Annotated in this window: 21 protein-coding genes and 1 pseudogene; 7 read left to right on the top strand and 15 right to left on the bottom strand. The window is 41.4% G+C overall.

Features of this window, described 5'->3' with window-relative positions:
• Nucleotides 1-116: 116 nt before the first annotated feature.
• Nucleotides 117-266, bottom strand: coding sequence for a 50S ribosomal protein L33 (gene rpmG / locus ACVC7R_RS04575; protein ID WP_001265622.1), 150 nt, complete (start codon nt 264-266; stop codon nt 117-119).
• A 15-nt stretch (nt 267-281) separates the two neighbouring features.
• Nucleotides 282-464, bottom strand: coding sequence for a 50S ribosomal protein L32 (gene rpmF / locus ACVC7R_RS04570; RefSeq protein WP_447263739.1), 183 nt, complete (start codon nt 462-464; stop codon nt 282-284).
• Between the two features lie 221 nt (nt 465-685).
• Between rpmF and ilvD the strand changes: the two genes are divergently transcribed.
• Complete coding sequence (gene ilvD / locus ACVC7R_RS04565; protein WP_447263738.1) at nt 686-2,389, top strand: dihydroxy-acid dehydratase; 1,704 nt, start codon at nt 686-688, stop codon at nt 2,387-2,389.
• 56 nt (nt 2,390-2,445) lie between these two features.
• Here the strand turns inward: ilvD and ACVC7R_RS04560 are convergent, their stop codons facing one another.
• From ACVC7R_RS04560 to tgt, 3 genes are all read right to left on the bottom strand, one after another.
• Entirely contained in the window at nt 2,446-2,787 is a 342-nt protein-coding gene (locus ACVC7R_RS04560; protein ID WP_447263737.1) for a metal-sulfur cluster assembly factor, read from the bottom strand.
• 117 nt (nt 2,788-2,904) lie between these two features.
• On the bottom strand, nt 2,905-4,722 hold the full coding sequence (locus ACVC7R_RS04555; protein ID WP_447263736.1) for an acyltransferase family protein: 1,818 nt from the start codon (nt 4,720-4,722) through the stop codon (nt 2,905-2,907).
• Between the two features lie 133 nt (nt 4,723-4,855).
• Nucleotides 4,856-5,998, bottom strand: coding sequence for a tRNA guanosine(34) transglycosylase Tgt (gene tgt, locus ACVC7R_RS04550; RefSeq protein ID WP_447263735.1), 1,143 nt, complete (start codon nt 5,996-5,998; stop codon nt 4,856-4,858).
• 735 nt (nt 5,999-6,733) lie between these two features.
• On the opposite strand from tgt, the gene ACVC7R_RS04545 reads away from it, so the two are divergent.
• The gene (locus tag ACVC7R_RS04545) at nt 6,734-6,925 is read left to right on the top strand and encodes a hypothetical protein (protein ID WP_000109864.1); all 192 of its coding nucleotides are present in this window, start codon (nt 6,734-6,736) and stop codon (nt 6,923-6,925) included.
• 92 nt (nt 6,926-7,017) lie between these two features.
• Here ACVC7R_RS04545 and ACVC7R_RS04540 read toward each other — a convergent pair.
• A pseudogene (locus ACVC7R_RS04540) lies at nt 7,018-7,446 on the bottom strand (N-acetylmuramoyl-L-alanine amidase family protein); the annotation flags it as partial.
• Nucleotides 7,447-7,630: 184 nt separating this feature from the next.
• Here ACVC7R_RS04540 and ACVC7R_RS04535 point away from each other — a divergent pair.
• Nucleotides 7,631-8,488 (top strand): DUF975 family protein, encoded by an 858-nt coding sequence (locus ACVC7R_RS04535; protein ID WP_447263734.1) that lies wholly within the window; start codon nt 7,631-7,633, stop codon nt 8,486-8,488.
• A gap of 47 nt (nt 8,489-8,535) precedes the next feature.
• Here the strand turns inward: ACVC7R_RS04535 and ACVC7R_RS04530 are convergent, their stop codons facing one another.
• The 8 genes from ACVC7R_RS04530 to ACVC7R_RS04495 all read right to left on the bottom strand — a co-directional run bounded on the left by ACVC7R_RS04530 (nt 8,536) and on the right by ACVC7R_RS04495 (nt 17,006).
• Nucleotides 8,536-8,898 carry a DUF1304 domain-containing protein gene (locus tag ACVC7R_RS04530; RefSeq protein WP_447263733.1) on the bottom strand — a complete coding sequence of 121 codons (363 nt, stop codon included), beginning with the start codon at nt 8,896-8,898 and terminating at the stop codon, nt 8,536-8,538.
• A gap of 10 nt (nt 8,899-8,908) precedes the next feature.
• A complete protein-coding gene (locus ACVC7R_RS04525) occupies nt 8,909-9,334 on the bottom strand; it encodes a MarR family winged helix-turn-helix transcriptional regulator (protein ID WP_447263732.1) in 426 nt (141 codons plus the stop codon).
• A 160-nt stretch (nt 9,335-9,494) separates the two neighbouring features.
• Nucleotides 9,495-10,358 (bottom strand): DUF2262 domain-containing protein, encoded by an 864-nt coding sequence (locus tag ACVC7R_RS04520; RefSeq protein ID WP_447263731.1) that lies wholly within the window; start codon nt 10,356-10,358, stop codon nt 9,495-9,497.
• A 308-nt stretch (nt 10,359-10,666) separates the two neighbouring features.
• Nucleotides 10,667-12,034, bottom strand: a complete 1,368-nt coding sequence (locus tag ACVC7R_RS04515) for a LysM peptidoglycan-binding domain-containing protein (protein WP_447263730.1) — start codon at nt 12,032-12,034, stop codon at nt 10,667-10,669.
• Between the two features lie 177 nt (nt 12,035-12,211).
• A complete protein-coding gene (locus ACVC7R_RS04510; RefSeq protein WP_447263729.1) occupies nt 12,212-12,826 on the bottom strand; it encodes an HAD family hydrolase in 615 nt (204 codons plus the stop codon).
• A 3-nt stretch (nt 12,827-12,829) separates the two neighbouring features.
• Complete coding sequence (locus ACVC7R_RS04505; RefSeq protein WP_447263728.1) at nt 12,830-14,110, bottom strand: MATE family efflux transporter; 1,281 nt, start codon at nt 14,108-14,110, stop codon at nt 12,830-12,832.
• Nucleotides 14,111-14,170: 60 nt separating this feature from the next.
• Entirely contained in the window at nt 14,171-15,655 is a 1,485-nt protein-coding gene (gene thrC / locus ACVC7R_RS04500; protein ID WP_447263727.1) for a threonine synthase, read from the bottom strand.
• Between the two features lie 25 nt (nt 15,656-15,680).
• Complete coding sequence (locus ACVC7R_RS04495) at nt 15,681-17,006, bottom strand: gamma-glutamylcysteine synthetase (RefSeq protein WP_447263726.1); 1,326 nt, start codon at nt 17,004-17,006, stop codon at nt 15,681-15,683.
• A 369-nt stretch (nt 17,007-17,375) separates the two neighbouring features.
• Here ACVC7R_RS04495 and adhP point away from each other — a divergent pair, with 369 nt between their 5' ends.
• From adhP to ACVC7R_RS04475, 4 genes are all read left to right on the top strand, one after another.
• Nucleotides 17,376-18,395, top strand: a complete 1,020-nt coding sequence (adhP, locus tag ACVC7R_RS04490) for an alcohol dehydrogenase AdhP (protein ID WP_414282418.1) — start codon at nt 17,376-17,378, stop codon at nt 18,393-18,395.
• 444 nt (nt 18,396-18,839) lie between these two features.
• Nucleotides 18,840-19,829, top strand: a complete 990-nt coding sequence (locus ACVC7R_RS04485; RefSeq protein WP_447263725.1) for a PTS sugar transporter subunit IIB — start codon at nt 18,840-18,842, stop codon at nt 19,827-19,829.
• Nucleotides 19,830-19,858: 29 nt separating this feature from the next.
• Nucleotides 19,859-20,671, top strand: coding sequence for a PTS mannose/fructose/sorbose transporter subunit IIC (locus ACVC7R_RS04480; protein WP_447263724.1), 813 nt, complete (start codon nt 19,859-19,861; stop codon nt 20,669-20,671).
• 14 nt (nt 20,672-20,685) lie between these two features.
• The gene (locus ACVC7R_RS04475) at nt 20,686-21,597 is read left to right on the top strand and encodes a PTS system mannose/fructose/sorbose family transporter subunit IID (protein ID WP_447263723.1); all 912 of its coding nucleotides are present in this window, start codon (nt 20,686-20,688) and stop codon (nt 21,595-21,597) included.
• 217 nt (nt 21,598-21,814) lie between these two features.
• Here the strand turns inward: ACVC7R_RS04475 and pepC are convergent, their stop codons facing one another.
• Nucleotides 21,815-23,149, bottom strand: a complete 1,335-nt coding sequence (gene pepC, locus ACVC7R_RS04470; protein ID WP_447263722.1) for an aminopeptidase C — start codon at nt 23,147-23,149, stop codon at nt 21,815-21,817.
• Nucleotides 23,150-23,265: the final 116 nt, after the last annotated feature.

Genomic DNA, 23,265 nt, shown 5'->3' with positions numbered 1-23,265 from the left:
TAAATTTCAGTTAAAATACGTCAATTGCTTCTAATCAGACAAAAATCAGACAAAACCACATTATAAAAACAAAAAAACCTAGAAACGTTGATTTCATAGGCTTTTGGTATATTGTCTTACTTAACTTCTGTAAACACAACGTGTTTGCGAAGTTTTGGTGAGTATTTCTTCAATTGAAGACGGTCTGGAGTGTTACGTTTATTTTTAGAAGTAAGGTACAAGCGTTCACCAGATTCTTTGTGTTCGAGTGTAATATTTACGCGCATGGTATCTCCCTTCTATTATTCAGCTGATGCAGCTTTAGCGATCTTACGTCCTTTGTAGTATCCTTGAAGTGATACACGGTGAGAACGTGAGTAATCTCCAGTAGTTTCGTCAAAGTTTACAGATGGAGCTGTTACTTTGTAGTGTGTACGACGTTTGTTTTTCTTCGCTTTTGACGTGCGACGTGCAGGTACTGCCATTTTGATTTCTCCTTTTAGTATGTATATTCGATTCAATCTTGTGATTTTCATCAACCATACTAGAATAACACATTTTTTTTGTAAAGTAAAGTTACTTGACAAAAAAAGATAAAAATTTTTTAAAATTCCTTGCTAAATTGTCTGAAAATTCAAGAATTTTCTTCTGTTATTCAGGTAAAATTTGTGCTATAATGGTAAAAACTGAAATGAGAGGGACTTAAATGACAGAATTAGATAAACGTCACCGCAGTAGCATTTATGACAGCATGGTCAAATCACCAAACCGCGCTATGCTCCGTGCGACTGGAATGACAGATAAGGACTTTGAAACACCGATTGTCGGAGTTATTTCGACTTGGGCGGAAAATACCCCTTGTAACATTCACTTGCATGATTTCGGGAAATTGGCGAAAGAAGGTATCAAATCTGCTGGTGCTTGGCCGGTTCAATTTGGAACCATTACTGTAGCGGACGGGATTGCCATGGGAACACCAGGTATGCGTTTCTCCCTAACATCTCGTGATATCATCGCAGACTCTATCGAGGCAGCTATGGGCGGTCACAACGTGGATGCCTTTGTCGCTATCGGTGGCTGTGACAAGAACATGCCTGGTTCTATGATTGCCATTGCCAATATGGATATTCCAGCCATTTTCGCCTATGGGGGAACCATTGCACCGGGTAATCTTGATGGCAAAGATATTGACTTGGTTTCTGTATTTGAGGGAATCGGAAAATGGAACCACGGCGATATGACTGCTGAGGACGTAAAACGTCTCGAGTGTAATGCCTGTCCTGGACCTGGTGGTTGTGGTGGTATGTATACAGCTAATACCATGGCTACTGCTATTGAAGTTTTGGGGATGAGTTTGCCAGGTTCTTCTTCTCACCCAGCTGAATCTGCTGACAAGAAAGAAGACATCGAAGCAGCCGGTCGTGCAGTTGTCAAAATGCTTGAACTTGGTATCAAGCCTTCAGATATCTTGACTCGTGAAGCTTTTGAAGATGCTATTACAGTGACAATGGCTCTCGGTGGTTCTACTAACGCCACTCTTCACTTGCTTGCTATTGCCCACGCAGCTAATGTTGACTTGTCACTTGAGGACTTTAATACGATCCAAGAGCGTGTGCCTCACTTGGCTGACTTGAAACCATCTGGTCAGTATGTCTTCCAAGACCTCTACGAAGTTGGTGGTGTGCCTGCGGTTATGAAGTACTTGCTGGCAAATGGATTCCTTCATGGAGACCGCATCACATGTACTGGTAAGACTGTCGCTGAAAACTTAGCTGACTTTGCAGACCTCACGCCAGGTCAAAAAGTCATCATGCCACTTGAAAATCCAAAACGTGCGGATGGTCCATTAATCATCTTGAACGGTAATCTTGCTCCCGACGGTGCAGTTGCCAAAGTATCAGGTGTGAAGGTTCGTCGTCACGTTGGACCTGCTAAAGTCTTTGACTCAGAAGAAGATGCTATCCAAGCTGTCCTGTCAGATGAAATCGTAGATGGTGATGTTGTCGTTGTTCGTTTCGTTGGACCTAAGGGTGGTCCTGGTATGCCTGAAATGCTATCACTTTCATCAATGATTGTTGGTAAAGGTCAAGGAGACAAGGTTGCCCTCTTGACAGACGGACGTTTCTCTGGTGGTACTTATGGACTGGTTGTTGGACATATCGCTCCTGAAGCTCAGGATGGTGGACCAATCGCCTACCTTCGTACAGGTGATATCGTTACGGTTGACCAAGATACGAAAGAAATTTCCATGGCCGTATCCGATGAAGAGCTTGAAAAACGTAAGGCAGAAACAACCTTGCCACCACTCTATAGCCGTGGTGTCCTCGGTAAGTATGCTCATACCGTATCTTCTGCTTCACGTGGTGCCGTTACAGATTTCTGGAATATGGAACAATCTGGTAAAAAATAAGCAAATCAAAAGCAAGCCTCAACTGGCTTGCTTTTTTATATTTTCAAAATAAATAATTATCGTGGAGGTAACCCTAAGGCTATACGCCCATAACGACTAATGCGTGTAATCTTCCATGCTGGAGACCAGGTAACCTCTACCTTGACATCCTCAATTCCATCAATTTGTTTCAAGCCTGCCACAATCTCAATTGGCAGACTTTCTGCACAGTCACAGGCAGTATCCGTGAAGGTCATAACAACTGTACAAAGCCCAGCCTCATCTAAATGAATCTCATAAATCAATCCAAGATTGTATACATCTAACTCTACATCTGTATCATAAACTTTTTCGAGTACTTCAATGATTTGATCTTCCAATACTAGAGCACGGTTATTGATCTTGATGTCTTCTCTCATTGCATTCCCTCCATTTTTAGACTGCACCTATTTTCTCATAATTCTGACAATTTGGCAAGTTTTTCCCAATTCTCTTTAAAGCAAAAAAGTAGAGATACAATCTCTACTTTTTAGTGTTTATTTTGATTTGACAGGTTTATCTGCAAGAGCTTTAACGGCAGCATTAATGGTTTCTGCGTAAAGTTTTGCTCCTTCATCCTGCTTGGTAGTATCACTACCGAAGTGAACCTGGTCTGTTCCCTTCCAAATATCTGGATGATCTTTGGCTACCTGGTTCCAATCTGCAAGTGCAATATATGGATATTTTTGTGCTAATTCACGCGCATAGCTTGCGTACTGCTCTACATAAGGTTGCGTTTCCTGAGTTGTATCCCCCTCATATGGAGTTACTAAGACCAGTTGATGCCCCTTCGGTAGATTTGTTATCAGTAGATCCAAATCAGCCTTATAATTCTCAGGATTATTAACACCTGTCGCAATGACTACAATTTTAGGCAAGGCTTTATTCTGACTGTAATTCAGCATCAGTTCATTTGCCTGTTTGGTATTTCGACTGACCTGACCATCAATCTGAGCATCTGGTAAGATTTCTTTTAGTCCTTCAGAGGCACGCAAGGTGACAGAATCTCCAATGATGGACACGCCATCAGCTATGTTGTAGCGACTAGCTTCTGCTTGATCTGCCATCGTTTTTGTTCGAATGATATTGGTTTGAGCCTGATTGAGACCATTAACCATCAAATCCATTTCAAATGCGCCTACTTGAGGAGCTATCACTATCACGACAAGGGTAATCAGACCAAGTACTCCAGCACTACCAGCAAAGATTGGTTTAATGTGCGGAATTTCTTTTGCCTTTTGCAAGAGTTCAGTAGATTTTCCTACGATCAACGGTTCGATCACATAGAAAGAAAGGGTTGCGAAAAGATAAGAAAAGATAGTCGTTAAAATCACTGCCGGTAGATTGCTCATCAGCTGAGAGAAGATAATATAAAACGGCCAGTGGAATAGATAAACAGCATAGCTAGTATCTGCTAAGAAGCTAATCACCTTTGGTTCTTCGATTGTCGGTGTTTTATCATGCAAAATGCGTGCTGCAACAATCATCAGAAGCGCAGCTAAGCTTGCCAACAAGAAGCCGAATAAATAGGCAAAGAGATAGGTAAATTTCACAAAGAAGGTCAGTAAGAGCAAGACTCCAAGGCCAGCTCCAAAGACTAGCAAGGTCTTCCTCAAATCCAAGGTTCGATTCAAACGTTTAAGAAGTGGTGTTGTATGCCGAACTCCTATCACAGTAGCAAGCACACTACCTAAGAAGAATGGATAAACATGAGTCAAACTTGAAAAGTATACTGTTGAGTAGGAACTTACTATAAAGCTACCGATAAACATAGAAAGGAAACTGATGATAAAGGCAGCTGATGAAAGTAGAAAGATCGTTCCTCGTAGTTGTCCGCCTGACTTCGCTCGCTTAGATAGGAACCAGACTGCCAAACCCCACAAGATATAATAATGAACTTCAACAGCTAAGCTCCAGTTGTGAACAAAGAGATGAGGGATAAACTGAGATTCGTAACTTCCTCCTGTCAACATTTCATAGAAGTTCGTCATAAATCCTAAAACACCGGCAATCTGCCCACCAATTCCTGCCACATAATCTTGGCGAACCAAGAAGGTGAAGGGCATGATGACAAGAATCATTAAAACAACCGGTGGAAAAATCCGATAGAAACGTCTTCTATAAAATCCTAAAATATCAATCTTCCCTTTTTGACCAAATTCTTCTAATAAAAGTGAAGTGATTAGAAAACCTGAGAAGGTAAAGAAGACATCAACCCCGAAGAAACCTCCTGGGAAAGCCGTCTGAAAGAAATGATACAAGAGTACCAAAAGCAAACCTGTAATCCTAATCAAGGAAAACCATTTAATACGCATACGAGTTAATTCTCCATTCATTAGATTGGCAAAAAAGCCATCTAACTTTCATTCATAGTACCTTTATTTTATCAAAAAATACAGAAAAATCCTAAGATAAAACTTAGGATTTTTAGTGGATATCAAGCTACATTTAGAAATTGCGCCCTGACTTGTTATAACCATATTTTTCAATAAAATATTCACGAAATTCCAGGAGATTATCATCCATGATAGCCTGGCGAACCTGCTTCATCAGATTGAGCAAGAAGTAGAGATTATGGTAACTTGTCAAGCGGATACCAAAGGTTTCATCGGCCTTAAGCAAGTGGCGCAGATAAGCACGGGTATAATTCTTACATGTGTAGCAATCACACTCTGGATCAAGTGGTGTAAAGTCCTCCGCAAACTGAGCGTTCTTGACAACCAAGCGACCTTGACTGGTCATACAAGTCCCATTACGGGCGATACGAGTCGGCAAAACACAGTCAAACATATCGACACCACGGATGACACCATCAATCAAGCTATCTGGCGCTCCTACTCCCATCAAGTAACGAGGTTTGTTCTCAGGAAGCAGTTGGGTCGTAAAGTCCAAAACTGCATTCATCTCTTCGTGGGTTTCTCCAACTGCTAGTCCTCCGATAGAGTAGCCTGGGAAGTCCATACTTACAAGGTCTTGAGCTGATTGACGGCGAAGATCTTCAAATCCTGCTCCCTGTACAATCCCAAATAAACCTTGGTCGTGCGGACGACGGTGAGCATTTAACCCACGCTCAGCCCAACGGCTGGTACGTTCGATCGATTTTTTCACATAATCATAAGGTTGATAAAATTGGGGACATTCGTCAAAGGACATCATGATGTCTGAGCCTAGATTGTTCTGAATAGAAATGGCCTTTTCAGGTGAAAGAAACATCTTAGAACCGTTGAGGTGGTTCTTGAAGGTTACCCCTTCTTCTGTAATATTACGGCTGTCTGCTAGGGAATACACTTGGAATCCACCGCTATCCGTTAAGATTGGTTGGTCCCAATTCATGAACTTGTGAAGACCTCCAGCACGGGCAATGAGTTCGTCCCCAGGGCGAAGCCACAAGTGATAGGTATTGGATAGGATAATCCCTGAACCCATCTCTTTCAATTCTTCTGGCGACTGAGTCTTGACCGTTGCCTGAGTCCCTACTGGCATAAACATAGGCGTCGGGAAGGTGCCATGGGGTGTGATAATCTCACCCAAACGAGCTCCAGTGTGTTTTTCTTTTTTAATCAATCGATATTTGATTGGCGAATCTGACATTTTTTACCTCCGAAGCTGGGAAAGACAGTCCCAGTTCTTACTTTGCGCCCAGGGGCATACTGTATGATTCTATCAAAAAAAACAGGAACTGTCACGAACTATGGTATAAGTGAAAAATGTTTTCCAATGCTTTCTGTTACTTATCAATAGTTAAGTTTTTGCTTATTTTTATTTAAAATCATTTCGGTTGATTTTCGTCATTTTTTTAAATCGTATTCATCTTCGTATTCATTTTCATACTCACCTTTGCCCGTATAGTTGAGAAGGCTGCAATTTTGTTCTAATAGTTTACATTGGAGGATGTCCCATCCAACTCCCCGACCTCTGGACAAGGTCTATTTTTTTTTGAAAAAATTTTAAAAAACTTCATCAAAACTATTGACATTATACAACTTTAGTTGTATAATAGATACATAAGGTTAAGGAGGAAACCTTAGACAAGGAAACTAGTAGAAAGGAAAACAAAATGTTTAAGTTCAAAAAGAAGCCACTCAAAGTAAAAACAAATAAGCTAGTAGTCAAAATCAACTTATTTATAATCAGCTTTGAATGGCACATCGAATTTGGATAGTGAGAAATCACTATCCACCCCTTCGGGGGTGTACTTAAATTATAACAGGAAAAACAATGAAAGTAAATCTAAAAATTAGAAAAACCACTAAACGTGAAAAAGTTGAATTTTTAATTGGACTTCTTCTATTCCTATTTGCTATTTGGTATTTTACGAGGTAATATATGTCAGTAGATATTAAAGCTATCCGCTGGCTTTTAGACAACGCCACAGCCTATGCTATCAGCAAAAACTGTGGCGTATCTATTCAGGCAGTAGATAAGTATAAAAACGGTGTATCAGATATTATGAACATGCGTTTAAAACACGCTATCAGCATGACTTCTTACGCCCATACACTACAAGAAAAACAGTGAGTACCATCACTGCTTTTTTTATTTTGAACAAACAAAAAAACCGCCAGCAAATGCCAGCGGTCAAGTGTAATTAAATTTTGAATCTTTCTATTTTATTTTGTCGTAATCAAGCCGTTAGGCTCAACTGTAAATTCTGGCTTGTCTGCCATGCTGCCGTCTGGTTTTAGGTAGTACCAGCCAGAGCCATCTGCTGATTTGACAAACTGTTTGGATTTCATATCGCCATCTTTGGCATCGAAGAAATACCAATGTTCCTTGTATTTCACCCAACCAGTGGTCATTGTGCCATCTTCTTTGAAGTAGTACCACTTGTTAGCAATAAGTGCCCAACCAGTAGCCATCGCGCCATTAGGAAGCAAGTAATACCAGTACCCGTCTGAATGTTTGTGCCATGAATTAGCCTTCATATAGCCATTGCTATCAAAGTAATTCCAGACATTATTGATCTTCTGCCATTTATTCGTTGGGTAGCTTCCATCTGCGTTGACATACCACCAGCCAGTTGAATTTCTCTTCCAGCCTTCCTGATTGTCCTCATTATCAAGCATTTCTTGGACAGTCGAGCCAATGGATTGATAATGCTTGATTTTAGCAATCACATAGTCACGCAAGCTGTCATTATATCCGCCGTGCAATTCAAGGGAACGTGCAGGGCATGATGTGCTTGAAAACTCATTATGGAACTTGATATGGTATAATGAAAGAATGAAGTACCCAAAAATTAATTTAAAAGAAGTTCGCCAGCAGGCTAGACAATTTCAAGCTGAGCACCCTCGCTTGTTGCTTGTCTTTTTATTGCCAAGTATCCTCTTGATTCTTTCTAGCTTTATCAGACCTTTATCCCTACTTGATGAAGGCATTCTCGAACAGTCCTTCTTGAGTTTTCTAGGGATCACGATTCAGTCTGCTCTCTTTCCGATAGCCGTTGGATTTACAAGTTCCATCATCCTAGCTGGTGCTCTCTTTACCACGATTAATCTTTACAGAATTTCTGAGATAGAGCTTTCCTTTAAAGATAGTCTGTCCTTACTTGATAATCGCTTCTTTACCCAGACTTTTCTAACTCTCTTACTCAAGCGTTTCTATCTCTTTTTATGGAGCATCCCTAATCTTTTTGGAGTTTACTTGCTCTTTTATAGCAGTGCCATGGCTCGTAAATTTGTAGAACTTCATCCCGAATTTCCATCTGTAGACGTGACAAATCCAGATATCGAACACTTTCTACTTACTTTTGCTCTCTATTTCTTTGGTAGCGTCCTAGTAATGATTTTGGGAACCATTATCTATCTGCCACAATATTATGCCTATTCCCAAGTTGAACTACTTTTATGTGACACCCTTGCAATCGGAATTGCCAAACCGAGCCGCGTGATGCATACCAGCCGCTTTCTCATGAAAGGCTATAAGTTCCAACGCTTTGTCCTTGATTTACAGCTACTTCCTTGGTATATCCTTATCTGGATTAGCTTTGGAATCGCAAGTATCTCTATCTTCCCTTATATCTATAGTAGCCAAATCTTCTTCTATCAAAGACTACTTGAAATTAAACGTAGGAAAGTGTAATGTCAGTTATTAAAAACCAGCACCTTCATAGAAAGTGCTGGTTATTTTTATTTCAAGAAAAGAATACTTAGCAAGGTTAAGATTGCTGGCCCACCTTGCTTTAGAATGATTTTTTTATCTGCTGTTAAGGAACCATACGTCGCTGCTCCTATGACAAATAAAACAAAGATTGTTACGATTTCTAAACTATGCGAAAAATAAATCCCATAAATCAGAAATACCCCAATCAAGGCATTATAAATCCCTTGGTTTTTAAACAACGAGGTAACGGATGGCCGAGTCAACTCTTCCTTATCCATATGAAAGACTCGGCTGGTTGCACCTGATTGGGTTGCCACACTCTCCAAATAAAAGATATAAAAATGTTCGAGGGCAACAAGAGTTGCTAAAATTGTGGTAATGATTGACATCGTTTTCTCCTTAAAATTCTATTTTTTCTAGACCTGATACTAGTTTGGTCAGTAAAGTTGTCAGCTCTTTCTGCTCACCAGCAGATAAGATGTTTTCCATCTGTTTCTTCACTTTCAAGTGATGTTTAGGTGGACTGACCAAGAGTTGGTCCTTGGCTTCTTGGGTCAATTCAACCAAAACTTCTCGCTGATTGACTGGATTTCGCTTGCGACTGACATAGCCCTCTGACTCTAAAACCTTAAAATGACGGGTCAAAGCTGCCTGGTCAATCTGTAACTTCTCTTGAACGGCAGTTTGGTTACACGGTGACTTTTGCAATAAAAACTGCAGAATTTGATAGCGGGTCAAACTAATTCCCAATTTTTTCTCAAAAAGTTGTGTCATGGTCTGATCTACTAAATGGAGCTGGTACAGTAATTCATTGATTTCTGACATTTCTATTCCTTTGTTAATATTTGATTTGTCAACTATTGACTTATCAAGTATACTACAAGTGAATTCATAATGCAAGTCTTTTGCTCACTCCTTAAAAATAGCCTCTTGGATTCAATTCCAAAAGACTATTACTTCTATATTCTAAATAAAAATCCAGCCATTAACCTACCAAGTCTGCTCTAAGGATTTCCCCCTCTTTATCAATGACAACTTCGATGGCATGGCCTGCAAAAATTTCCTCTCTATCATCATAGTAGAGGGTCAATTCCCCGTCTTCGTTGATCGAGAGTTCACTCAAGGAAAGAGAGTTGGTAAAATACTCTTCTGTTAACTCCACATCATTTTCATCTGAATCTATCCAGTCTTGGGCTGTTTCCCACAGTTCTTTAACAATATAGTCTTTAATCCGAGCATCTTGGACTTGGAAATTTCCTATAAATTTCTTTAAATCATCGAAAGAACTTGGAGGAAGACTTTCATCTGCACCCGCAGCAAAGATAGCATGAATCTTACCGCCCTCATAAGTAATGAAGCCTTCAAACCAGGAATAGGCTCTGTTTAAGGTGAATTCACCAATATCGTCTTGAATGATGACTGGTTTTTGGTAGGCTTCAATCAAGGTCTCTAATCTAGCATCCGTGGATTGGTCATCTAAATATTCCAGCAAATGGTAGCAGTTATTAGCTACTTCTGACATATATGGCTCTAGCTCCATGAAGGGGCGTTTTTGGCATTTGACACGATGAATTTTGTAGGGTTCAAAACTAAAGCCCCATCGCTTTTCTTCAAATTCTTCTGGAGTCAGGAGCCATTCCAAACGTCCTTCAAGTTCAGAGAACTCCTGAGTTTCGACATTGACACTAGCTTTAAAATTTACTGACGGTACCTTGCATCCATCTTTTAAGGAGATTGCTCCACTTACATTTTGAAAGGTAAAAATCAAGAGCTCAACAATTTCTCCGCAAAATTCCTGTTCAAAATCATCTCTTGTTTTCTCAAATGGAGTTTTTAATCGTTTTGTCATTCACTTCATCCTTTCTCCCAATAATTTTAACAGCAACCTATATGTGTAGACGCTTACATTTTATCATGTTTTAGATTTTATTTCACTTATAAATCGTATCATTACAAAAAAAGAAGCGAGAGTGGGACAGAAATCGGTAATTCGTTAGAATTCGATTTCGTCGTCCCACCTCCGCACAGTTGAGTAGGGCTGTAAAAGCTGATGAAATCAGCGTAGTAGAGCCCACTCAACCACTGCGTCTTGCTCGACAATCCAAAGACAATTGAGAGGCTAGGACTTTTATCCCAGCCTCAACTTCTCATTCATGATTAGTTCATAGATACGTGAACGTGGTCGTAGTGGTTTTCTGTGACGCTACCACGATCTGGCATTGGATTCCAAGTGTAGGCTGGTCCGTACTTGCTATCATATGGTGCGTAGAAACGTTGTTTCCAGATAATGTAGTTGATGCCACGGCTAGCCATATTTTGGATGGCATAATCTGCAATTTGATCACCGAGAGCTGAACTTACTGGAACCATGAAGTCAATAGCAAGACCTTTTCCGTGATCGCCACTATCTCCAGGACGGTATCCACTAAATGATGTGATACCAAACAAGTTAGCTACTTCTTCTTTAAATGCAGCTGTTTGTGGTTGTAGACCTGCATTTTCAGACTTTGTAGCTGCAATCGTTGCATAATCAGGAGCCGCTGGTGCTGCATAAGTTGCTGCGCCTTGGCTTGGTTCAGCTTGGTAAGTTTCTGGTGCTGACTGAGCTGCTGTTACAGCCTCGGTTGTAGCTTCAGTAGTGGCTTCTGTTGTTTCAGTAGTTGTAGTCGTTGTTTCTTCAACTACAGGCGCTGCTGTTACAGCTTCAGTTGTTGCTTCTGTAGTGGCTTCTGTTGTTTCAGTGGTTGTAGTCGTTGTTTCTTCAACTACAGGCGCTGCTGTTACAGCCTCGGTTGTAGCTTCAGTAGTGGCTTCTGTTGTTTCAGTAGTTGTAGTCGTTGTTTTTTTAACTACAGGAGCCTCTGTTACAACTTCAGTTGTAGCTTCTGTAGTGGCTTCTGTTGTTTCAGCAGTTGTTGTCGTTGTTTCTTTAACTACAGGAGCCTCTGTTACAACTTCAGTTGTTGCTTCTGTAGTGGCTTCTGTTGTTTCAGCAGTTGTTGTCGTTGTTTCTTCTGACGATACTGTAGTTTCTGCTACAGCTTCAGTTGTTGCTTCAGTAATGGCTTCTGTTGTTTCCGTTACAACTTCTGTTTCTTCAACTGGTTGTGTCAAATCTTCGACTTGAACAGTTTGCTCATCTACTGTTACTTGATTTGTTGTTAAATCTGCTGTTGCACTTGCTACATCAGAACCAACTTCTTGAGGTGTATAAACCTCAACCTCTGTTACTTCTTCATTTTCGTTAACAATTGTAGTCAATACAGTGTCTGGGAAAATCAAGTCAATATTCGTGATTTTGTTCAAGTTTGCAAGGACATTTATGTCTACTCCCAAAGCCTCTGCAATCGTGCTTAGGGTATCTCCATACTTAATGGTATAACTTGTTTTATTTTCGCTTTTAGCAACATCGTTTTGAATTTGCTCAACTGTACGTGGTGACCATACAATTTCCTCTGCTTGAGTTGCCAAGGTAGGGGCAAGGGATAGAGCTACTGTTGATGCTAAAATAATTCGTTTCTTCATACTATTCAAACTCCTTTTCAAATGTAGTACCTTTCTATCATAACACAAAGAAAAAAGAAAAAAAGCCCTTTGGGGGCTATTTAATAAAACTGTTTAAACTCTGTAACAATCCACATTCATTGAAATAGTTTGTATGATTTTTGTCATAAAGCTGACACATTCTCTTTCACGAAGTTTTCAAAAAGAGAGAGAAGGAATATCCTCTAAAGCAGCAATCTGATGATTGCAATCCACCGGACTTCCAAGAAAATTGATACTCTGGATGCCACTGTTTTGAGCGAATTCGATATCCAAGGTGCGGTCCCCTATATAATAGGTGCGATCTAGTTTTAAATGATACTTATTGATAAGATAGGTAGCTGCTTCTGGATTTGGTTTCCGAGCAAAACCGCTCTGGCTTGTCAAAATTTCTGTGAAATAAACATCCAATCCCAAATCTCGTAAAATAGTCAAGGCATTATCGCCTTTGTGGGTGTAGACAAATTGCTGAATTCCTTGCTGATTTGCCCAGGCTAAAACCTCGCGCGCCCCTGGCATCAAAATGACCTGGGCATTCTTTTCAGCCAAGCTCTGAGCACGAACTTGATTGAGAATCCCTAAATCTAGCCCTCGCTCTTCTGCCACTTGCACTAGTAAATCCTGGACAGAGTATTTCAAGATAAAAGCTCGAACTTTTTCTTTGTCAAAAGGAATGGAAAACTGTGCATAGGTCTCCTCGATCCCTGACAAAATAGCTTCATAGGAGTCCAATAAGGTTCCGTCTAAATCCCAAATAAAAGCTGTTCCTTGCATTTCTTATCCTTTCAATGCCATATAAGATTTGTAACGATAGCGTAGGAAAAACCATCGAAAACCATTGTCCAATAAGGTTCCAGCCCAAATACCTGGCAAGCCCCAACCAAGAACAATTCCCATCAGATAGCCTGTTCCGATACGGATACACCACATTCCGATACTTGTTGCATAAAAGGGTAGCCGGGCATTTCCCAAACCTTGCCAGATAGCTGTATAAATGACTGTCCCCGTCGTCATAGGAGTTCCTAATAGAGAGAAAAAAGTCACCAAAACACTGGCTTTGATAGCCACAGGATCGCTGGTGTAGAGATAGCTTAGTGGTGTTCCGAGAGCATAGATACTAAGCGTTAAGGGCAACATGAGAAAGAAAGACAACCAAAACGTTTGCTTACTTAGCTTGTCCACCCTTGCCCAATCATTCTCTCCAACTGCTCGAGCCACCTGCATCACTGTTGCCGTAGCGACACCAAAAGCAGGCATGTAGTTGAACTGTGTCAAAACTTCACCGATAGCATTTCCCGCGACTGCCTCAGTTCCGAAGGAAACAACCAAGGCAATAATGACGACATCACCAGCCCTCATCATGAGACGTTCTCCCGCTGCAGGTAAAGCCAAGGTCAGCAGATCTTTATCCAGTCCCAAACTTGGTCTCGTATATGGAAGTTTTAATTGTGACCACAAAATCACAACCCCGACCAAACGAGACAAAATAGTCCCCCAAGCCACACCAGCTATCCCCATATCAAGGATAAAAATGGCGACACTTGAAAAAAGGATATTTAAAGCATTGGATAACAAACTAACATAAAGCGGCAGTCGAGGATTGTGGGTAGCACGAATCAAAGCCCCCAAACTAGTCATCAAGCCCAAGAGAACAATTGAGCCACCCACCAATGATAGGTAAAGTCCACCGCTCTCAGCTACAGACGCTTCTGTCCCCAACAGACCAATCATCTCTCGGCCTGCAAAGATGGATAAGCCCCCTAAAAATAAACTCAGTAGTAGGGTGACCTTAAGTGCTTCTGTCACATGGTAGGCTAGTCTAGACTGGTCCTTCTGTCCCAAACTTTTGGAAATGACACTGGAAATGGCTGCTCCCAAGGCAATAAAAATAGCCTGATAAATGGTGATAATGTTTCCAGCTACAGACACACCCGAAATGGCGATCAAACCCAAGTGTGCCACCAAGTAGCTATCTACCATTCCCATGAGCATCTGCAAGAAATTTTCACCCATGGCTGGCAGAGCAATGTTGAGAATATCCTTATTTTTCTTAAACAATCCTTCCTCCTGATGAAAAGAAACTCAGTTAGTTTCCCAACCGAGTTTACTTCCTCTCTTTTAAAGTCCTAGATAAGTTTCTACTGCAGTCTGCATATCTGCTGCGGCAACCGTTGTCTTGTGACGAACTGGAGCTGTTTCAAGGCCATCCACTGCTGGTGGCAAGGCAACACCTGAAATCTCATGTAACCGAGCCAAGGCTTCAAAGTCTGTCAAGCCTGCTTTTCCTGTTACAGCTTCTACTGCAACCACTGGGAACTTGTATGGACTAGCTGTTGAAGCAATCACGGTCTTAGTCGCATCGCCTGTCGCTGCTTGGTATTTTTTATATACGGCCGAAGCAACTGCTGTATGAGGATCCTCAATATAAGAATCTGACTCGTAAACACGCTTGATTTCTGCTGCTGTTTCTGCTTCCGTCGCATACTCAGCTGCAAAAAGGTCAAGAATCTCTGCATCAAAATCAGTCAACTCGTACTGACCTTGGGTATTCAAAGCATTCATGAGTTCAGCTGTCTTAACCGCATCATTTCCCAAAAGATGGAAAATCAAGCGCTCCAAGTTTGAAGAGACCAAGATATCCATAGATGGGCTAGTAGTTACCTTAAACTCACGCTTCTTGTCATAGACACGTGTCTTGAAGAAGTCTGTCAAGACATTGTTGTCATTTGAAGCACAGATCAACTTACCAACTGGTAGGCCGATTTGTTTAGCGTAAAAAGCGGCCAAGATATTCCCAAAGTTTCCTGTCGGTACTGTGAAGTTAACCTTGTCACCAGCCTTAATCTCACCAGTTTTAACAAGCTGAGCGTAGGCATAAACATAATAGACAATCTGTGGCACTAAACGACCAATATTCATAGAGTTAGCTGATGAAAATTGCAACTTGTTGGCTGCCAATTTTTCACGAAGAGCCACATCGTTGAACATCTGTTTCACATTAGTCTGGGCATCGTCAAAGTTTCCATCAATAGCGATTACATGGGTATTGTTCCCAGTTTGAGTCGTCATTTGCAACTCTTGTACCTTGCTGACACCGTCTTTTGGATAAAAGACGATAATTTCAGTACCTGGAACATCTGCAAAACCTGCCATAGCAGCTTTCCCAGTATCTCCAGATGTCGCTGTTAAGATGACGATCTTGTTTTCCAAGCCGTGTTTCTTGGCAGCTGTCGTCATAAAGTATGGCAAGATAGACAAGGCCATGTCTTTAAAGGCGATGGTTGAACCGTGGAACAATTCCAAGTTGTATTGGCCATCGAGTTTGACAAGAGGGGCAATAGCTGGTGTATCAAACTTGCTGTCATAGGCATTGGTGATACAGTAGTCCAACTCTTCAGCTGTAAAATCATCCAAGAAGGCTGACAAGACCAGTTTCGCAACTTCTTGATAAGAAGCGTCTTTCAATGTGTCAAAATCCAAATCCACCTTTGGATAGCTCACTGGAGTAAACAAACCTCCATCTGTTGCCAAGCCTTGCAAAATCGCTTGGCTGGCTGTTACTGTATTGTTCGCATCACGCGTTGATTGATAAACTAATGTCATAAATCTCTATCCTTTATCTATAGTCTTATTCATTATAACATGATTTTTCAGAAAATTCTTCCCTATAAGAAAAATATAGGTCCAATTCTTCTTTCAAAGGCTCTAAATAAGCCATTTCACTCTGACCTCTCACCTCAAGTCCTTGCTCTGCTATAGCGAGTAAGTCTTTGGAGAACTGGACAATCCCAGCTGTTTCCTCATCTGTAAGTTTTTTCTTAGAAAACAGTCTTCTCAAAGACTTGTAGTCACGACCAAATTTCTCAAAGAAAGGAGCTGTTTCTAGGTAAGTTTCAAACTTGTCTAGATTGACCAACAAACCTAGATGAAAGGCCGCCGAAGCAAAGGTGCGGTCTAGTGGCTGTGTACAAACACTACGAAATTCAACAGTCCCTCGTGTTGTTAAGTCCTGAAATTGATAGCTACGGTGTGTTTGAAAATCCTTCTCTTGAGGAACAAGAAGAGTTTCTTTCCCATTCAGAGTATAGGCAGAAATGTCATCAGTATCTAAATAATCTCTAGCCCGAATCGGAGAAAAATAGTAGGTTTCCCCCTCACGTTCTGCTGTAAAAATCGCAGAGCGGTCTAGATAATTAAAGAAATCATCCTCATCTTTAAAGAGTTTGGCATTAACACCAACATTTTCTGGATAAATCCCATGCAAGGATTCTTCCCAAAAAATATCTCGTGAAATCTTGGTGTCCCAGCCTGCTCCAGAAAACTCAGAATTGGCAAACAGGTAAGCTTTGGCTGCCTCTATCTGGGTGAAAGCATTGATAACACGCAGGTAGTTAGATTTTGAAACATCCAGCTGAACTTGACTCCCGCAGATAAAAGCACCATATTCAGGAAAATCATGCAAATCAGCTCTTTCTTGACGACTTCCCATATGCAGGTAATCCATTAGCATCTGGTAGCGTGGATAAGCCACAGGTCGATTGTCATTAGTATCCCAATGCGGATGGATCCCCCATCCCTGGATAGCATGAGCCTTTTCTCCTAATTTTTCTTGAATTACCTTCATATAGGCCTCAAAGCGTCCTTCGACCTCTTGGATATTCTGAGCCCTACCAAAGGCAAATTCCAAGGTCGTGTAGGAAACCTCAAACAGAATTCGATCTTGACTCGTCGGTTCTACAAGTTGAATCGGATTGCCCTCCTGGTCTGCCTTTTCGATTTCCAGACTGAGAGCATCAACCAAAAAACGCATCAGATCCTTACTGACTTCAATATCTGTAGGCTGACCTTTGGTATGAACGATAGGAAACTCCAACTCAATACCGATGTGGAGATCTGGATTTTCTTTGATATTTTTTAAATAGCGGTCTTTTAATAACTGAATTGAAGGGGACATACATACCTCTCACTCTAACTTCTCATACTAGAAATAAATTACTCTCTATTATACCAAAAACTCCTAGAGATCAATCTTAGAAAACCTGTTTGCAACCTCGCTCCCTAGATTTGAGACCAAACAAGTTCCTATTTATATGAAATTTTATTTAACTACGTTAGATATCATTGTTCAAATTTCACATACTTATCAACCAGTTAAGCGATTTCATATATTTTTGCATAAATCTCCTTGCACTATATTAAATATTGTGATATAATTCACATATAAACAAAAAAGAGGGCAGTTCAAATTCGACTTCACTTAAATCACGATTTAAGGCAAGCCCCTTTTCCTCTGCACCTCAACTACTAACCAAGGAGGATAGCTATGAAAGCTGTTGTTGTAAATCCAGAAAGCACTGGTGTTGCTATTGAAGAAAAAGTGCTCCGCCCGCTCGAAACTGGGGAAGCACTTGTTGAAGTTGAGTACTGTGGTGTTTGCCACACTGACCTCCACGTTGCCCATGGTGACTTTGGAAAAGTTCCAGGACGTGTTCTCGGTCACGAAGGGATCGGTATCGTAAAAGAAGTCGCTCCTGATGTTAAGAGCCTAAAAGTTGGCGACCGTGTCAGTGTTGCTTGGTTCTTTGAAGGCTGTGGTATGTGTGAATATTGTACAACCGGACGCGAAACCCTTTGCCGTACAGTAAAAAATGCTGGCTACTCAGTTGATGGTGGTATGGCAGAACAATGTATCGTAACTGCAGATTATGCCGTTAAGGTTCCAGAAGGTCTCGATCCAGCCCAAGCTTCTTCAATCACTTGCGCCGGTGTTACCACCTACAAGGCTATCAAAGAAGCAAAAGTTGAGCCAGGCCAATGGGTTGTACTCTATGGTGCTGGAGGACTTGGTAACTTAGCTGTTCAATACGCTAAAAAAGTATTCAACGCTCACGTTATCGCAGTAGATATTAACAACGATAAACTTGCTCTAGCTAAAGAAGTTGGTGCTGATATCGTGATTAATGGTCTTGAAGTCGAAGATGTTCCCGGCCTTATCAAAGAAAAAACAAACGGTGGTGCTCACTCAGCTGTCGTAACGGCTGTATCAAAAGTTGCCTTCAACCAAGCAGTTGACTCTGTTCGTGCAGGCGGTCGTGTAATAGCTGTCGGACTCCCTTCAGAAATGATGGATCTAAGCATCGTTAAAACAGTTCTTGACGGTATTCAGGTTATCGGTTCCCTTGTTGGTACACGTAAAGATTTGGAAGAAGCCTTCCAATTTGGTGCTGAAGGTCTCGTTGTTCCAGTCGTTCAAAAACGGCCTGTCGAAGATGCCATTGCTGTCTTTGATGAAATGGCTGCTGGTACCATCCAAGGTCGCATGGTTCTAGACTTTACTCATTAAGATAGATCATAAATAGCAAAACGAGGTAGGGACAAAAGACCCCGCCTCGATTTTTTTGTGCAATAAAATTTTGACATAGCAATTTATTGAGCTTAAAGTTCTTTTTTTAACGCTCAAGAACACTATTGATGAAAAACGTCATTTTCTATCCACATTCTTTAAGCATCCAATGGTTGGTTGAAATATAGGGGGCTGGAACTAGGATACCTAAATTTAGTTCGTCTATTTCTGTACTAGGACTTTTTTATATTAAATTTTTTTACGATTCTCCAGATAGAGCCACAGAATGTTGATATGTCAATATTCCAAAAAACAGTCTTCTCCCTCTACTTTTTAGGATTTATCATAAGTAGTTGATTTTTTGATGAAAACGGTTTATACTTAAAGAGTCTTAAAGTTATCTTAAACTACAAGTCAATCATTTTATAAGGAGGAATGACAATAATGAGTATCGGAATCATTATTGCGAGCCACGGTGAATTTGCCGCGGGTATTCATCAGTCAGGATCTATGATCTTTGGTGAACAAGAAAAGGTTCAAGTTGTAACCTTTATGCCAAACGAAGGTCCAGATGATTTATACGCCAAGTTCAACAATGCTGTGGCTGCATTTGACGCAGAAGATGAGGTTCTAGTCTTGGCTGACCTTTGGAGTGGGTCTCCATTTAACCAAGCTAGCCGCGTAATGGGAGAAAATCCTGAGCGTAAATTTGCCATCATCACTGGACTTAACTTGCCGATGTTAATCCAAGCCTACACTGAGCGCCTAATGGACGCTAATGCCGGAGTGGCCAAAGTCGCTGCAAACATCATTAAAGAAGCCAAAGATGGCATCAAGGCTCTTCCAGAAGAGCTTAATCCAGCCGAGGAAGTTGCAACTACTGCAGCTGCTCCTGTAGCCCAAGCTGCTATCCCAGAAGGAACTGTTATCGGAGACGGTAAATTGAAAATCAACCTTGCACGTCTTGACACACGTCTTCTTCACGGACAAGTCGCTACTGCTTGGACACCAGATTCAAAAGCAGACCGTATCATTGTTGCTTCAGATAACGTAGCGAAGGACGATCTTCGTAAAGAATTGATCAAACAAGCGGCTCCAAACGGAGTGAAGGCTAACGTTGTTCCAATCCAAAAATTGATTGAGGTTGCAAAAGACCCTCGTTTTGGTGATACACATGCCCTTATCTTGTTTGAAACACCTCAAGATGCCCTTCGTGCTATCGAAGGCGGTGTGCCAATCAAGACTCTTAACGTTGGATCAATGGCTCACTCAACTGGTAAAACAATGGTCAACAACGTATTGTCAATGGACAAAGACGACGTTGCTACATTTGAAAAAATGCGTGATCTCGGTGTTGAATTTGACGTACGTAAAGTTCCAAACGACACTAAAAAAGATTTGTTTGACTTGATTAGCAAAGCTAACGTTCAATAATTAACATTAAATAGAAAAGGAATAAAACCATGTCAGATATTTCAATCATTTCTGCTATCTTGGTTGTAGTTGTTGCCTTCTTCGCAGGTCTTGAAGGTATCCTCGACCAATTCCAATTCCACCAACCAATCGTAGCATGTACCCTCATCGGTCTTGTAACTGGTAACCTCGAAGCAGGGGTTATGCTTGGTGGATCTCTTCAAATGATTGCCCTTGGTTGGGCAAACATCGGTGCTGCCGTTGCTCCTGACGCTGCCCTTGCCTCTGTTGCCGCAGCAATCATCATGATTAAAGGTGGTAACTTCACTCAAGAAGGTATCGCAGTTGCTACAGCAACAGCAATCCCGCTTGCCGTAGCTGGACTTTTCTTGACAATGATTGTTCGTACAATCTCTGTTGCCTTGGTTCACACTGCTGATGCTGCTGCTAAAGATGGTAACTTTGCTGCTGTTGAGCGCGCTCACTACTTTGCCCTTGTCCTTCAAGGTCTTCGTATCGCCATCCCAGCTGCTTTCTTGATTGCTATCCCAGCTTCTGCTGTTCAAGACGCTCTTGGTCTTATGCCAGACTGGTTGAATGGTGGTATGGCTGTTGGTGGTGCCATGGTCGTTGCCGTTGGTTACGCTTTGGTTATCAACATGATGGCAACTCGTGAAGTTTGGCCATTCTTTGCTATCGGTTTTGCTCTTGCAGCAATCTCTCAATTGACTTTGATTGCCCTTGGTGTAATCGGTGTTGCCCTTGCCTTCATCTACCTCAATCTTTCTAAACAAGGTGGAAACGGTGGAGGAGGAGCTGCAACTTCTAACGATCCAATCGGTGATATCCTAGAAGACTACTAGAAAGGGGTACAATCATGGCTGAAAAAATTCAATTAACAAAATCAGATCGCCAAAAAGTTTGGTTCCGTTCTCAATTCCTTCAAGGTTCTTGGAACTATGAACGTATGCAAAACTTGGGTTGGGCTTACTCATTGATCCCAGCTATCAAGAAACTTTACACTAAAAAAGAAGATCAAGTTGCTGCTCTTGAGCGTCACCTTGAGTTCTTCAACACTCACCCATACGTAGCTGCTCCAATTATCGGGGTTACACTTGCTCTTGAAGAAGAACGTGCTAACGGTGCTGAAATTGAAGACGCTGCTGTTCAAGGGGTTAAGATCGGTATGATGGGACCTCTTGCTGGTATCGGTGACCCAGTCTTCTGGTTTACAGTTCGTCCTATCCTTGGTGCCCTTGGTGCATCACTTGCTGCAACTGGTAACATCGTTGGCCCACTTCTCTTCTTCTTTGGATGGAATGCTATCCGTATGTCTTTCCTTTGGTACACACAAGAGTTTGGTTACAAGGCTGGATCTGAAATCACTAAAGACATGTCTGGTGGTATCTTAAAAGACATCACTAAAGGAGCATCTATCCTTGGTATGTTCATCCTTGCCGTACTTGTACAACGTTGGGTATCTATCAACTTCACTGTTGATCTCCCAGGTAAACAATTGGCAGAAGGTGCTTACATCAACTTCCCAGAAGGTCCTGTAACAGGTGCTGAATTGAAGGGTATCCTTGGTCAAGCACTTGGTGGATTGAGCCTAGATAGCGTTCAACCTCAAACTCTTCAAGGTCAGTTGAACTCATTGATTCCAGGATTGATGGGACTTCTCCTTACTTTCCTTTGCATGTGGTTGCTTAAGAAAAAAGTATCTCCAATCACAATCATCCTTGCTCTATTTGCAGTTGGTATCGCAGCTCGTTTCTTCGGTATCATGTAATCTCGGTGAGAATATATAAACAAAAAAGAGGCTGGGACAAAAGTCCTAGCCTCTCAATTGTCTTTGGATTGTCGAGCAAGACGCAGTGGTTGAGTGGGCTCTACTACGCTGATTTCATCAGCTTTTATAACCCTACTCAACTGTGCGGAGGTGGGACGACGAAATCGAATTCTAACGAATTACCGATTTCTGTCCCACTCTCTTTTTTATATCTCATTTATTCTGCCAAGGCACCCATTGGATCCCATGGTGCAAGGACGATTGGTTCTGCTTCATAAGCAGCTCGTTCTTCTGCTGTTAATAATTCCTTACGAACAACGATTTGGTAAGTGTATTCGTCCATCCAAGCATCTGAGGCAACAAAGTAACCATCTGTACCGACCTTGTCTCCCCATGAGTTTTCGACTTTCCACTTGATTGATTTACCATTTTCATCCAAATCAACACCTGTCAAGACCATGGCGTGGGTCATCAGACTTTCGCTGTAGTCCAAACGTCCAGCCTTGTCTTGAGTCAGTTTAATGTCCATGCTTGATTCAAAGTCATAAACATCTGTCGCAAGGATTCCTGCTTTACGGTTGCTGAGTTGGCCGACATCTGAACCAAACCAAACAGTTTCTCCTGTTTGCATTTGAGCAATCGCCAATTCTTTCAAGCGTTCCATAGGTACGTTAATGTAGCGAACCTCACGGCTACCAACGACATTTCCCAACATCTCAACTGTGTATGATTTACCGTAAGGTTTATCAGCAGTTGGAGCATTGATAACAGAAACATAGTCTTCTAGTGGAAGATCTACATATTTCTTGTAAAACTCTTGTGGAGTGATGCCTTTTTCGCTTTGGTAGTTATTATCTTTATCACGATAAGCAAAGTCAAACTGACGTGGTGGAAGCCCTAATGACATGGCAAGGAAGTTAAAGATTTCTTGCAAGAGGTCTTCTTTCTTAGCTTGAACACTTGCTTGGTCTGCACCAGAAGCTAATAAGTCGCGCAAGATTTGTGCATCTTGACGAAGTAATTTATTAAGAATGGCATTGAGCTCACGGCTATTGCTAGATGAAACAGACTCTGGATAAACAGACTTAGGCACGACACCGTATTTCTCAAAGAGAGCCACAACCATATCCCACTGACCACCGTCTTGTTGAGGAGTTTGGAGCAGGAAGCTAACCTTACGACTTGTTAATTCTTGGTCTGCAGTCGCAATCACTTGCTCCAAGAACCAGTTAGACTTTTCATACTTGTCCCAGAAGAAGGTGTGGGCTTGTGACAATTCAAAGTTTTCAAGTTTGTATTGAGAGATGAGTTTGTGGCGGAAAGTATTGAGGGCCGCAAACATCCAGCAACGACCAGAAGCCTTCTGGTTAGTGACCTTGTCCTTAGTCAAATCAAGTGAGAAAACAGGTGTATTGTCTACATGACTTTGGCGACGCTCTAGGGCCGCAAAAATTCCATTGTGGCTGGCAGCATTTTCAATAGCTTGATATTTTACATTTGCTTCATAGTTGGCAAATAATTGATCTGTAAATGATTCTTGAATCGCGTTCATAAAATCCTCCTTTTATTCTACAGTCTATTATAACGCTTTTCACAAAGGAAGCAACCGAAAACTGAAAAAGGCAAGGATATTTTCCTCACATTTTCCTAATATTTCATGATTCAGCT

The organism is Streptococcus sp. Z554 (genome assembly GCF_053010305.1).
The sequence above is the reverse complement of the archived record's forward strand: the minus strand, read 5'-3'. Positions and strand labels throughout refer to the sequence as shown.